The organism is Rhodococcus sp. IEGM 1330 (genome assembly GCF_033142445.1).
Classification (GTDB): Bacteria; Actinomycetota; Actinomycetes; order Mycobacteriales; family Mycobacteriaceae; genus Rhodococcoides.
In genome coordinates this window covers 104,831-117,675 of the sequence record NZ_JAWLSB010000006.1, presented here as the reverse complement: position 1 = coordinate 117,675, position 12,845 = coordinate 104,831, and the positions used below count along the sequence as shown (strand labels likewise).

The window sequence follows — 12,845 nt, the reverse complement described above, 5'->3', positions numbered from 1 at the left end:
GACGCTCAGTGCGTGTGGGCATGCGCGTCGGCGTCGGCGATCACCTTCAGCTGTTCCCGCACCCACTCGAGCACCCTGGTCGCCGCCGGATCGTCGGTGAGGGAGATCAGCGCAGTCGGTCGCCCCTCGCGCACCTGGGCCGCGTCCCGCTCCATGACACCGAGGTCGGCTCCGACGTACGGGGCGAGGTCCGTCTTGTTGACGACCAACAGGTCGGAGAACGTCACACCGGGACCGCCCTTGCGCGGCACCTTGTCTCCCCCGGCAACGTCGACGACGAATATCTGTACATCGATCAGACCGGACGAGAACGTCGCCGTCAGATTGTCGCCACCGGATTCCACGAGAATCAGATCGAGGGGCGGGTTGTTCTCGATCAGGTCGTCGATGGCGTCGAGATTAGCCGTGATGTCGTCTCGGATCGCGGTGTGCGGGCAGCCCCCGGTCTGCACCGCCGTGATTCGCGCGTCGGGCAACACTGCGTGCCGACGCAGGAAGTCCGCATCCTCGGTCGTGTAGATGTCGTTGGTGAGTACGGCGAGCGAGAGTTCGTCGCGCAGCTCGCGGCACAGTGCCGCTACCAACGCCGTCTTTCCGGAACCGACGGGTCCACCGATCCCGACGCGCAGCGCGTCACCTGCCACCCGTGCGCGCTTGGGCCGATCCAAACCGTGGTCGTGGGGCTCACCGTCGATCAGGTGCGGGGGCATGTCGAACTCCTTGTCGCTAGAGAAAAAGATGGATCCGTATTCAGGATACGAACAACGGCCGATCGCGGACGGCGTGGGCTTCGGCGAACATGTCCAGCAACGGATCCGACAACTCCATCAGCTCGGGCAGGCACTCGCACACCGCGGCGGTCACGTCGTCGCAGAAGCCGCCCAACCGGATGGTGCACGCCGCGACCTCGGCCGGATCGAGCGCGAGCAGACGCTGCGCGGCGATCGCCGACCCGGTCATGGTGATGTACACCTGCACGGCCGCCGTGTCGGCAACCGACAGGCCCGCCGCGAGCCCGACGTGCCCAGCGGCAACAGCCAGGTGCGGCTTCCGCCCGATGGACATCCAATCATGATGCGGCCAAGCCGACTTGGCCAACCGAAGCAATCCACGGCCCTGAGCACGGGAGGCAGACCTGGCGGCCGGAGACGGGGTCCGAGCGTCGGATTCGGCATCGGCCTCGTCCGTGCTCGACGACCCGTACACCAGCGATGCTGCAATGGACGCCGTCGTGGCTCCGGAGGTTCGGATACGGCGTCGCAGAAACGCCTCCAGCGTCGCGATGTCACGAACGAAGCCCGAGGCGATCGCTTCCTCCACGCCGCCGGAATGCACGTGACCACCGGTGGGCAGACGTGAATCGGCAAGCGAGAGAAGCGTCGTCACCTGCAGCCGAGCATCGGGCATCAGAAGAGGAAGTATCGCTGCGCCATCGGCAGTTCGGTTGCCGGCTGCTCCGTCCATACGTCACCGTCGATCCGCACGGTGAAGGTGTCGGGGTCCACTCGGATATCCGGCAGAGCGTCGTTGAGTGCCATATCCGACTTCCTGACACCGCGCACGTTCTTGACCGGAACCAGCCGGCGATCGCAGTTCAGTCGCCCGGCGAGTCCGTCCTCGATCGCCTGCGGGGCAACGAAATGCAGCGACGTGGCTGCCGCTGCTTTGGGCGACGCCCCGAACATCGGACGCGGTAGCTCGGGTTGCGGAGTCGGAATGGATGCGTTGGCATCCCCCATAGCAGCCCAGGCGATCATGCCGCCCTTGATGACCATGTGCGGACGGACGCCGAAAAATGCCGGATCCCACAGCACCAGATCGGCTAGTTTGCCCGGCTCGATCGAACCGATCTCGTCATCCAGACCGTGGGCGACGGCCGGACAGATGGTGTATTTCGCGACGTAGCGCATCACTCGATTGTTGTCGGCTCCGTTGTCACCGGCCAGGAAACCGCGACGAGTCTTCATCACGTGCGCCGTCTGCCAGGTACGCAGAACGACCTCGCCGATACGGCCCATTGCCTGCGCATCGCTGCCGATCATCGAGATCGCACCCATGTCGTGCAGCAGGTCCTCGGCTGCGATGGTCGACGGCCGGATGCGGCTCTCGGCGAAGGCCAGATCCTCGGGGATCGACGGACTGAGGTGATGGCACACCATCAACATGTCGAGATGTTCGTCCAGGGTGTTGACGGTGTGGGGACGCGTCGGGTTGGTCGAGCTGGGGAGGACGTGCGGCTGCGCCGCAACGGTGATGATGTCGGGCGCGTGCCCGCCGCCCGCACCCTCGGTGTGATACGCGTGAATTCCGCGGCCCCTGATCGCATCGAGGGTGGTCTCGACGAAACCGGCCTCGTTCAGGGTGTCCGAGTGCAGTGCTGCCTGAACTCCTGCGTCCTCGCACACTCGAAGGCACGCGTCGATCGCGGCCGGGGTGGATCCCCAGTCCTCGTGCAGTTTGAATCCCGATGCGCCGGCGCGCAATTGCTCCCACATCGAGTCGGGATTGACCGTGTTGCCCTTGCCGAGGAGCACGATGTTCATCGGCCAGTCGTCCAGCGACTCGAGCATCCGAGACAGGTGCCATGCGCCCGGGGTGACGGTGGTGGCCTTGCTGCCTTCGGCGGGGCCGGTACCGCCTGCGATCACGGTGGTGATGCCGCCGCCGAGAGCCTCCTCCTTGATCTGCGGGCAGATCAGATGGACGTGACAGTCGATGCCGCCGGCCGTGACGATCTTCCCGTTGCCCGCGATGATTTCGGTGGACGGGCCGATGACGAGATCGGGATGCACCCCGGTCATGGTGTCGGGATTGCCTGCCTTGCCCAGCGCCACGATGCGTCCGTCGCGAATACCGAGATCGGCCTTGATGATTCCCCAGTAGTCGACGACGACGACCCCGGTGATCACCGTGTCGGGAGCACCGTCGGCGCGGGTGGCTCGGGACTGCCCCATCGATTCACGGATCACCTTGCCGCCGCCGAACACGGCCTCCTCACCGGCCTTGCCGGGGCCACCACTGCGGTCCTCGGTGACCTCGATCAGAAGATCTGTGTCTGCCAAGCGGATTCGATCACCTGTGGTGGGGCCGAACAACTGGGCATATCGACTGCGACTCATGCGCGCCATCAGCTGTCCAACTTTCCGGGAGGTGTCATGCTCAATCCGTATACCTCGCGCGTGCCACCGAGGGGCACGAGCCGAATCGTCTGTTCGATGCCGGGCTCGAACCGCACCGCCGTGCCAGCGGGGATGTCGAGGCGGCAGCCGTGTGCCCGCTCGCGGTCGAACTGCAGAGCTGCGTTGGACTGCGGGAAATGCACGTGGCTGCCCACCTGTACCGGACGATCTCCCGCGTTGACGACGGCCATGGAGATGACCTCGGCGCCGTCGTTGATCTCGATGTCGCCTGCGACGGTGATGACCTCGCCCGGAATCAGGTGGCCGTCACCCCGCTTCGGTGAGATCGGCTCGTGCACCGTGATCAGCTTCGTGCCGTCCGGAAAGGTCGCTTCCACCATCACCTCGGGGAGCAACTCGGGCACACCGTCGAGCACGTCGTCGGCGCCGAGAATCTCGCGACCCGAGGACATCAGGTCTGCGACCGATCGGCCGTCGCGGGCACCCTCGAGGAGGTGATCGGTGATGACCGCGATCGCCTCGGGGTGATTGAGTCTGAGGCCGCGTGCCTGGCGACGCCGAGCGAGTTCGGCCGCGTAGCTGACGAGCAGTCGGTCCTGCTCGTGCGGAGACAACCGCATTGGAGTTCTCCGTCCCGATCGGTGATGGTGCCCGGCAATTCTGACACGCTTGCGACCCGTCGGCAGCGGAGCGCGCCGACGCACCTCAACCGAGCGGCACGGTCACCGATCGATCGAGCAATCCCCGCAGCACGTCTCGGTCGATGCCGTCAGCCACGTTCTGCAGTTCGGCGATGCCGAACGCGCCCGAATCCAGGCCCCGCACCAGAACGCCTGCCAACGCCTGGGCTGTCGCCGGCTCGTCCATCACCTCACCACCCTGGCGATCGAGGTAGCTGCCCAGTCGAGCAGCAGCGACCGGCATGGCCTGACGGAAGAAGCCGAAGGTGGCGAGCCATCGCGTCACCAGATGCCCGGGATGCATGTCCCAACCCTGATAGAAGCCGCGCTCGAGGGATCTGGTGACCAGGTCGAAGTGTCGACGCGCGGACGCAGCCACCTGCGTGGGGTCGCCTGTCGGCACCACCTGGGTCGAACCGTCGCACACCCATACCCCGGTCTGTGCCGCTGCCACCAACATGACGTTCTTCGCATGGTCCGCCACCGGGTGGGCCAATGATTGTTGCGCAGAGGTGATTCCGCAGGCGGCGCTGTAGTCGTAGGTCCCGTAGTGCAGGGAGGTGCAGCGGCCGTCCGCCCTGGTGATCGCCCGCGCGAGCGTGGCCGTACCGTCCGCCCCGATCACCGCCTGTGGGCTCTCGATCTGCAGCTCGAATCGAAGAGCTCGATCGGTCAGGCCGTGCGCACGCTCAAGTTCCTCACACAAGGCGACCACCGCGGCTACCTGCGAGGCGGCACGGAGCTTGGGTACGGTGAACACGAAGCCGTCGGGCACTCCCCCGGCTCCGTCCAGGACCAGCTCAAGGGTGCGTATTCCACGCCGACGCTCATGTGCCGCAAGCCCTTTGGCACGAATCCCGAGCCACGTCGGACCGGCCGGATCTTCGGCCAAGGCGGACAGTGCTGCCCCGGCCGCCCTCGCATGACTGTCCTCGACGGCATCCGATCGCCACCCGTAACCGTCCTCGAAATCGAATCTGAGGTCTTGGATGGGCGCATTGCCGAGCCGGTCGCGCACGAGGGGTAGTGCGTGCTGGGTGTCGAGTCCGGAGAACGCCTCGGGGTGGGCATCCAGGATTGCCAGGGCGGCGGCACCCCATTCGGCGGGGACAGCCGCCGACGCATCCGAGGCCGGTACGTAGACGGTGTGCGAGGGCTGGCCACCGACTCGGTCACCCGGATAGTGCTGCGCGAGTTCGTCGTCGATGGGACCGAACAGTGATTCGAGGCGATCGAACGCGTCGGAAGTCAGTGCGGTTGTCCCCGAATGGAAGGAAGAGTCGGCGCTGTCGCTGTGTCCCGTCATGGGCATCACTGTCCCAGACGCGCCATGTTTTCGATATTCGCCAGCCGGACCTTGCCCTGAGCAACCAGGCGTCCACTCTCGTCCGTCATGTCGACCTGCCAGAGCTGCTGGGTGCGGCCCCGATGAATCGGATGTCCGTGCGCGGTCAGGGTTCCCGATCGAGTTGCGCGCAGGAAGTCGGTGTTGTTGTTGGTTCCGACCACGTGTCCGCGGGAGCCGAACCAGGCCGATCCACCGATACTGGCCACCGACTCGACCACCGAGCACAGCACGCCCCCGTGCATGATTCCGGCCGGTTGATGAAGTTGCGGGGTGACGGTCCATTCCGCGCGCACCTCGTCGCCGGACACCTCGAGGTATCGCAGGCCGACGACCCCGTCGAACCCTCGTGCACACAATTCGGTGAGCTGTTCCGCCGTCATGGAGTCGAAGGTGGTCTCTTCCGTCGTGCCGTTCGAGTCCGTCATAGCTGTGCCCTCCGGTTGCGTCGAGATGGTCCGGCCGACTCGGCTGTCGACTCTCGTTCAGAGATACACGACGATCGACCCACAAAAATCGGTGGGCCTCTCGTTCGTCGAAGAACGAGAGGCCCACCGTGGCAAGGACCGGGAGTCACTGCAGCCCTCAGGACTCCGGCGCGGTCCGTTGGTACGAAGTCAGCATAGGCAAACCTTAGTTCAGACGCAAGGCCTTCACGATGCCCGGAGTCTCGCACGCCCCGGAACCCCGACGCGTGAGCGGACGGGAGCCCCAGCGGCGACCATGGCGTCGAGGAGCATCTGTCCCCGGCGGGCACCTGCCGATGCGCTCGCACCCGCCAGAACCGGCACGTACGTCGAGGCCCCGAGGATGGCGTCACCGACCAGAGCCCAGAAGACACGCGCGTCCAGCGGTGCGCGCTCGGTGATCGCGCGGAACACCGCGCCGAGCGACGTCGTGCAGCGATGTGCAGTCCAGACCAACAGCGCCTGTTCGCACGGAAGCGTGACCGTGCCGGGCTCACCCGCAGCGGGATCCTCGGGGAGCACTCGCAGGATCGGCGATGCCACTCCCGCCCAATCGATCCCGCCGTCGCTGTCCATGTGGATCCACAGATTGTCGATGCCCGGATCCCAGGCGCGTGACTCCAGAACCAGCAGCGCGGCCACGCGCCCGACGACGGCGTGAATCAGGGCCGTCGCGACCTGCACTGCCGCAGCCTCGGGAACATCGAGATCCTCGAGCGATCGTCGGTACATCTGCTCGACGCGACCGTCGTCGAGACCCACCGCCAGCTGCCACCAACGGCGTTTGCCCTCGCTCGCCATGGCCGCCACCGCGTACATCCGCGGGTAGTCGGGGTTGAGTGCACGCAGGGTCGCGCACGAGTCGGCCAACAGCGCCGCCCCGCCGGATCGATTCGAGAATCGATGCACATCGGCCCAGCCCGTGTATGACGCTGTTGCAACTGACACCTGATCACTCCTTAGGTTCTCGGCGGGTGCACGCGTCGCACCCCTACCCGGTAAATGTAGGCTAGCCTAACCAGATCGTAAAGCGGGTCAGGCACCGCTACCCTTACCTCGCCTCACGCTTCGAGCAAGGGTTCCGTAACCTAAACCGAGTCCCTTCGAAACAGCGAGGAGTCACGAGCACTGTGACAACAGCTCCGCTACTCGGCCCCCACGGCGCACGCCGGTCTTCCGACGAGCCGTACGGGACCGAGGACGTGCCCACCGGGCCGCCGCGGCGTAGCTCTCGCATCGCTGCAGCCGCGATCGACGCACTGATCGTGCTGGTCCCCGTGTTCGTCGGCTGGTCGATCGTCGACGCGCTCCGTGACGACAACGGTGGCGGCCAGGCGGACCGATTCGTGTTCGGCACAATCTCGGTGTGCGTCGCCCTGGCTCTGTTCGTCTGGAATCGCGGCTACCGCGACGGCAACGAAGGCCAGAGCACCGGTAAACGCTGGATGGGTCTGATACTGCGTGACAGCGCCACGCACGGTCCGATAGGTGCTCGTCGTGCCCTCCGGCGCCAGTTCGGGATCGACGCTTCGTCATCCGAGGTCGTTCGCGACAAGACCGCGGCAGCAGAAGGATTCGAGCCCATCCCCAAAGACGGTTCGGTCGCTGCCATTCGGCGGCGGAGATTGCTCGGCTTGGCCGTCCTGGTCGCCGCTCTCTTCGCCGGCATCCTCGCCAGCATCGCCATCGGCGCACGACCACTGACGTTCGCCGAAATCGCTCATGCGCTGCTGAATTCGACAGGCACCGACACCGACATCATCGTGCGCACGCTGCGAGTTCCCCGCACGGTGCTCGCATTGGTCGTCGGAATCGCGCTCGGTATCGCAGGTGCTCTCATCCAGGGGCACACCCGAAATCCGTTGGCCGACGCCAGCCTGCTCGGCCTCAATTCCGGGGCGGCGTTCTTCGTCGTGATGGCCATCTACCTGTTCCGGTTCACCTCGCCGAGTCAGTACCTGTGGTTCGCGTTCGCCGGTTCGGCGGTGGCGAGCATCGTCGTGTTCGGACTCTCGTCGATCGGGTCGGGCAGATCGAGTCCGGTCAATCTCGCGCTGGCCGGGGCCGGCGTCGCATTCTTTCTCTCGGCCATGACCAACGCCGTCGTTCTGCTCGATCAGACCAGCTTGGACGGCTACCGCTTCTGGGTGGTCGGATCCGTTGCAGGACGCGGCCTCGACGTACTCTGGCAGGTCTTGCCGTTCCTGGTGATCGGCGTCCTCATCGCACTGGCGAGCACCCCCGGCCTGAACGTCATGAGCCTCGGCGAGGACGTCGCACGATCGCTCGGGACCAACATCGCGATCACCCGCACCGTCGGCATCCTCGCCATCACGCTGCTCACCGGTGCCGCGACCGCAGCATGCGGGCCCATCGCATTCGTCGGCCTCGTCGTTCCGCACATCGCCCGCGCGGTGACCGGACCCGACTACCGCTGGCTGGTGCCCTATGCGGGCCTCATGGGCGGAGTGATGCTCATGATCGCCGACGTCATCGGCCGGGTCGTGGTGCGCCCGGGCGAGCTTCAGGTGGGCATCGTTCTGGCACTGATCGGAGCGCCGTTCTTCATTGCTCTCGTTCGACGCCGGAAGTTGGTCGGCCTGTGACCGCCGACGTGCAGTCCCCCACACCATCGCCCGGCCCTGCTGTCGTTCGCACCCGGCCTGCGTTTCGCCTCGGTCCGATCTCGATGGTCCGACGGCCAGTGATGGTTTTGACGACCGTCCTCCTGGCTGCGGCGCTGGTGCTGGTCACGTGCGTGAACATCGGCCGAGGCGACTTCCCGCTGTCGATCGTGCAGGTCCTCGACGTGCTGCTCGGCGGCGGTTCGAGGATCGAACGATTCATCGTGATGGACCTGCGACTGCCCCGATCACTGACCGGGCTCCTCGTCGGGGCCGCACTCGGTATTTCCGGCGCGATCACGCAGTCGATCTCTCGCAATGCCCTCGCCAGCCCCGATATCCTGGGTATCACCGCCGGTTCCAGTGCCGCTGCTGTCGCACTGATCGTTCTCGGCGGTGGCAGCTTCAGCGGGTTGCTCGCCACCCTCGGCCTTCCTCTCGCGGCACTGATCGGCGGGCTGCTCACCGCGATCGCGATCTACGCCCTCGCCTGGCGCAAGGGCGTCGACGGGTTCCGCCTCATTCTGGTCGGCATCGCGTTCAACGCCATGCTCACCGCGGTGATCGGCTGGCTGCTGATCAGCGCCGACATCAACGACGTCTCGCGCGCTCAGGTCTGGCTCAACGGGTCGCTCAACGGAGCGGACTGGGCCGCGGTCTGGCCGGTCGCCATTGCGGTTGTCCTCGTCGGCGGCGGCACCGTCGTCGCGACGTTCACGCTGGGTGCCCTGCGACTCGGCGACGACAACGCACGATCGCTCGGTGTTCGCCTGCAACACAGTCAGGCCATGATGTTGCTCGCTGCCGTCGCACTCGCCGCGATCGCCACCGCCGCCGCGGGACCTATCGGATTCGTGGCGCTCGCCGCCCCTCAGATCGCGCTGAGGGTGCTGCGAACGCCCGGCCCGCCGATCATCGCGTCGGCACTTCTCGGTGGATTGCTCGTCGTGGCAAGCGATCTGATCGCTCGCACGATCCTGCCGGTGGAGCTCCCGGTCGGCATCGTCACCTCGGCCCTCGGCGGACCGTTCCTGCTCTACCTACTCGTTCGCAGTAATCGAAAGGCCTCCGTATGACAACCAGCCACACCTCGCGTCTGATCGCGAACGATCTGAGCCTCGGTTACGGCGACCGCACCGTCGTCGAGCACCTCGATCTCGAGATTCACACCGGCGTCATCACCACTGTCATCGGACCCAACGGCTGTGGAAAGTCGACGCTGCTGCGTTCGCTCGGCCGTCTGCTCAAGCCCAAGGCAGGCAGCGTGATGCTCGACGGTCGAGCGATCTCCTCGATGAAGACCAAGGAAGTGGCCCGCACCCTCGGGATGTTGCCTCAGGCACCGACCGCTCCCGAAGGGCTGACCGTCGCAGATCTCGTGTCACGCGGTCGTCACCCGCACCAGTCGTGGATCAGGCAGTGGAGCTCGGACGACGAGGCCGAGGTGGCGAACGCACTCGAACTGACCGGAGTCGGCGACCTCGCCGACCGACCTGTCGACGAGCTGTCCGGTGGCCAGCGGCAACGCGCGTGGATCTCGATGGCACTGGCCCAGGGCACCGACATCCTTCTGCTCGACGAGCCGACCACCTACCTCGATCTGGCGCACTCCATCGAGGTCCTCGATCTCGTCGACCGCCTGCACGACGAACTCGGCCGCACCATCGTCATGGTCCTGCACGATCTGAACCTGGCGATTCGCTACAGCGACCGGTTGATCGTGATGAAGCAGGGACAGATCGTCACCTCGGGTCGGCCGCAGGACGTGATTTCCGAGCAGCTTCTGCTCGACGTGTTCGGCCTAGAGGCCGCCGTGATCGACGACCCGATGTCCGATCGTCCGCTCATCGTTCCGATCGGCACCCGGCACGTCTACGGGTCGGTCGGTGGACCGGTCCGGTCCGAAAGTCGTTCCGCCGCAGGTGCATCCACCGAGCGGTAGCGCGCAGTCTCACCGCTCGATCATCGTGCGTACCAGCTTGACACCCTGACCGATCGACACGTCGGGCAGATATGCCCGGCCGATCGCATTGCCGATACTGGGCAGTGCGGCCGGATCTGCGAAGGTCATGTGCATCGGTTCGTAGCGAGGCTGGAACTTCGACTTGAACGCCAGTAGTGAACGGAATCCGTAGACGGGTTCGAGGGTGCGTCCGAGGACGTCGAGCAGTCGCTCGAGCAGTCCCGACAGAGTCGACTGCTCGGCACTGGAGACGTGTTCGGGTTGCTTCTCGTCGACCTTGGCCAGGGGTGCGCCCGAAAGACTGAGGAATCGGGCCCCCTCCTGCTCGAGCAGCAGAGCGGCCGATGCGATGAGAAATTCCATCGTGGGCCGAAAGCCCTCGGATCTCCGTCTCATGAAATCGAGCGTCCATCCGACGATGACGCCGTCCTCGTACACCGGCATCCACGAGGTCACCCCGTGCACGGTCCGGTGCTCGTCGACGGCGATCAGGCACCGCACGTTCTCGTCGTCGACCTCCTCTAGACCGCCGAGAGTGAAGCCCATCTCGGGCATCCCCTTGTCCGCGACCCATTCCTCCGAGATAGCCGTGATCTGGTCCGTGATCGCCAGCGGGGCAGAAGGAAAACGAATCCACTCGGCGACGACGCCGGCCTTCTTCGCTCTGTTCAGTGCAGTTCGCACGTCCTGGAATCGCTTGCCGGTGAATGCAATTCCGTCGAGGTCGAGAACCGTTTCCTCACCGACCTGGATTCCTCCCCAGCCGAGGGAGTCGGTGATGCGGCGGACGTCGGGAGTGACGGAGTAGAAGCACGGGATCCATCCGTTCTCGGAGGCGAACTCGGCGAAGTCGACGACGTTGTCCCGCAAGGACTCCCGCGGACCGACGGGATCCCCGGTGGTCAGTGCCACGCCGGAGATGACGCGGTAGGCGACATAGCTGCGGCCGTCGGGACCGAACCAGTACTTGTTGCCGCGCCAGGTCGTCATCCACGACAGAGCAGACCCGCTGCTCGACATGAGTAATCCGCGTGCCCGTTCGGTGGCGTCGGTCTCGGTGCCGTACACCGGGGTGAGGAAGGTACTCGCGGCGAGCACACAGACCACCACCCAGAACACCACGCCGGTCCACTCGAAGAGCAGGGTGGTCGGTGTGCTCTGCGGTAGCAGGGCGGGCTCGAGCCACTGCAGGTAGACCGGGGGAATCAATCGTTGCGGGAAGTCCACCAGCAATCCGCCGAAGGACGGCGAATCGGCGAAGCCACCTCGGGCCAGATACCCACCGATCGAGTAGATCAGGGCGAGTCCCGCTGCCACCCCGACCACCGAGGTCGCCCATCGACGATAGGTACCCGAAGGTGCCGACACGTCGAAGAACTTGCGGGTGACGATCAGGACCAGCAACACGATCAGTGGCAGCAGGAACGGCACTGCCGTGCGGTACGCCGTCGGCGATTCCAATCCGTAGAACAGGGACTGGTCGTCACCGGACTCGAGGAACCGGATTGCGAAGTTGGCCACCGACAGTGCGAGCAGAATCCCCTGCGAGACCACCGCCATCGCCCATGCGAAACGCCTGCCTCGGCGCAGGCCGTCACTGACCACGAGCAGGAACAGCGACGGCATGATGCTCAGGATGGTCGGGCCGACTCCCCCGAGTCTGAGATCGAGCAGACCACGACGGCATTCGACCGGGTCGGTGGTCGCGTCGGCGCAGATTTCGCGCACCTCGGCCGCCGTGTACGGAACCCCCCGCACCACATCACGAAGTACCGCGAACGGCCCGACAGCGTTGGGGCTCAGTGCCGCCAGCACCGGACCCAGGGCGCTCGCGGCGACGATCAGCGCTACCAGCACCCGACCTTCGCGTTGGGTACCCGCCAATCGAGGGCCACGTGCCGATCGGCCGACGATCCACGGACCCGCGATCAGACCGATCACCGCCGCGGCGAGCCGAACGACGTCCTGCAGGTGCCCACCGAACAGTGCCAACGTCACCAGTAGGGCCAACACGCCGACGCGGATTCTCCTGCGCCACAACGTATCCATCCGCGAAGTCGCGACCAGCACCACACCGAAGATCCAGGTCGTCGGGCCAACAGCGGTTCCGACATGCAACCGAAATCCCCAGTCCGCGTCGAAGGTCTTGGCCAGGACCGCGAGACCGAGGCCGAACAGCGAACCGGCCACCTGCGTCACGAACGCCGCGACGGCGAAGCGACGGGATCCGATACGGCGCTCGATCGGTGCGGCGGCGAGCAGCACCCCTACCGTGGCCACCACACAACCCGCGATATTGGGTGCCGCCAGACCCGAGGTGAGCGGGGTCCACAGATGCCAGTGCTCGAACGGCATGATGCCCACGGCGAAGTACTTGTCCATCTCGCCCCGGTTGTCCACGACAGCGGCGACGATGCCCATCACCCAGACGACGGCGAGCAAGGTGAAACTGACCGGTGCTCCCACCGCACCGAACACGATGAGCGCCCACACCCGGCGAAGCTGGCGCATCACCGCAGACGCGCCAGACCTCAGGGATTCGGTGCGCTTGGACATCCACGACGGATCGGCGGGGTCGTGCGCGTCTCCCACCGCCGAGGTCGGTGCTTCGGGGTTCGAAGCGGAC

11 protein-coding genes are annotated in these 12,845 nt (G+C 65.8%); 3 read left to right on the top strand and 8 right to left on the bottom strand.

The features are described from left to right. Window positions 1-5: 5 nt before the first annotated feature. The 7 genes from ureG to R4P57_RS15670 form a co-directional block, all read right to left on the bottom strand. On the bottom strand, window positions 6-710 hold the full coding sequence (ureG, locus tag R4P57_RS15700; RefSeq protein ID WP_317803750.1) for an urease accessory protein UreG: 705 nt from the start codon (window positions 708-710) through the stop codon (window positions 6-8). Between the two features lie 40 nt (window positions 711-750). Continuing rightward, window positions 751-1,407 (bottom strand): urease accessory protein UreF, encoded by a 657-nt coding sequence (locus R4P57_RS15695; RefSeq protein WP_317803749.1) that lies wholly within the window; start codon window positions 1,405-1,407, stop codon window positions 751-753. Beyond that, window positions 1,407-3,128, bottom strand: coding sequence for an urease subunit alpha (locus R4P57_RS15690; RefSeq protein WP_317803748.1), 1,722 nt, complete (start codon window positions 3,126-3,128; stop codon window positions 1,407-1,409). Before R4P57_RS15690 ends, R4P57_RS15695 begins: the two co-directional genes overlap by 1 nt. After that, on the bottom strand, window positions 3,128-3,760 hold the full coding sequence (locus R4P57_RS15685; RefSeq protein ID WP_317803747.1) for an urease subunit gamma: 633 nt from the start codon (window positions 3,758-3,760) through the stop codon (window positions 3,128-3,130). Before R4P57_RS15685 ends, R4P57_RS15690 begins: the two co-directional genes overlap by 1 nt. Window positions 3,761-3,845: 85 nt before the next feature. After that, the gene (locus R4P57_RS15680) at window positions 3,846-5,126 is read right to left on the bottom strand and encodes a DUF6986 family protein (RefSeq protein ID WP_317803746.1); all 1,281 of its coding nucleotides are present in this window, start codon (window positions 5,124-5,126) and stop codon (window positions 3,846-3,848) included. Window positions 5,127-5,131: 5 nt separating this feature from the next. Then, a complete protein-coding gene (locus tag R4P57_RS15675; protein ID WP_317803947.1) occupies window positions 5,132-5,548 on the bottom strand; it encodes a PaaI family thioesterase in 417 nt (138 codons plus the stop codon). A 270-nt stretch (window positions 5,549-5,818) separates the two neighbouring features. Next, window positions 5,819-6,580, bottom strand: a complete 762-nt coding sequence (locus R4P57_RS15670) for a hypothetical protein (RefSeq protein ID WP_411742372.1) — start codon at window positions 6,578-6,580, stop codon at window positions 5,819-5,821. A 182-nt stretch (window positions 6,581-6,762) separates the two neighbouring features. Here R4P57_RS15670 and R4P57_RS15665 point away from each other — a divergent pair, with 182 nt between their 5' ends. From R4P57_RS15665 to R4P57_RS15655, 3 genes are all read left to right on the top strand, one after another. Continuing rightward, on the top strand, window positions 6,763-8,238 hold the full coding sequence (locus R4P57_RS15665; protein ID WP_317803745.1) for an iron ABC transporter permease: 1,476 nt from the start codon (window positions 6,763-6,765) through the stop codon (window positions 8,236-8,238). A gap of 83 nt (window positions 8,239-8,321) precedes the next feature. After that, entirely contained in the window at window positions 8,322-9,332 is a 1,011-nt protein-coding gene (locus tag R4P57_RS15660) for a FecCD family ABC transporter permease (protein WP_317803945.1), read from the top strand. Then, window positions 9,329-10,198: an ABC transporter ATP-binding protein gene (locus R4P57_RS15655; RefSeq protein ID WP_317803744.1), complete on the top strand. Its 870-nt coding sequence runs from the start codon at window positions 9,329-9,331 to the stop codon at window positions 10,196-10,198. The genes R4P57_RS15660 and R4P57_RS15655 overlap by 4 nt, the downstream gene beginning before the upstream one ends. A gap of 9 nt (window positions 10,199-10,207) precedes the next feature. Here R4P57_RS15655 and R4P57_RS15650 read toward each other — a convergent pair whose 3' ends face one another. Continuing rightward, the gene (locus tag R4P57_RS15650; protein ID WP_411742381.1) at window positions 10,208-12,775 is read right to left on the bottom strand and encodes a bifunctional lysylphosphatidylglycerol flippase/synthetase MprF; all 2,568 of its coding nucleotides are present in this window, start codon (window positions 12,773-12,775) and stop codon (window positions 10,208-10,210) included. Window positions 12,776-12,845: the final 70 nt, after the last annotated feature.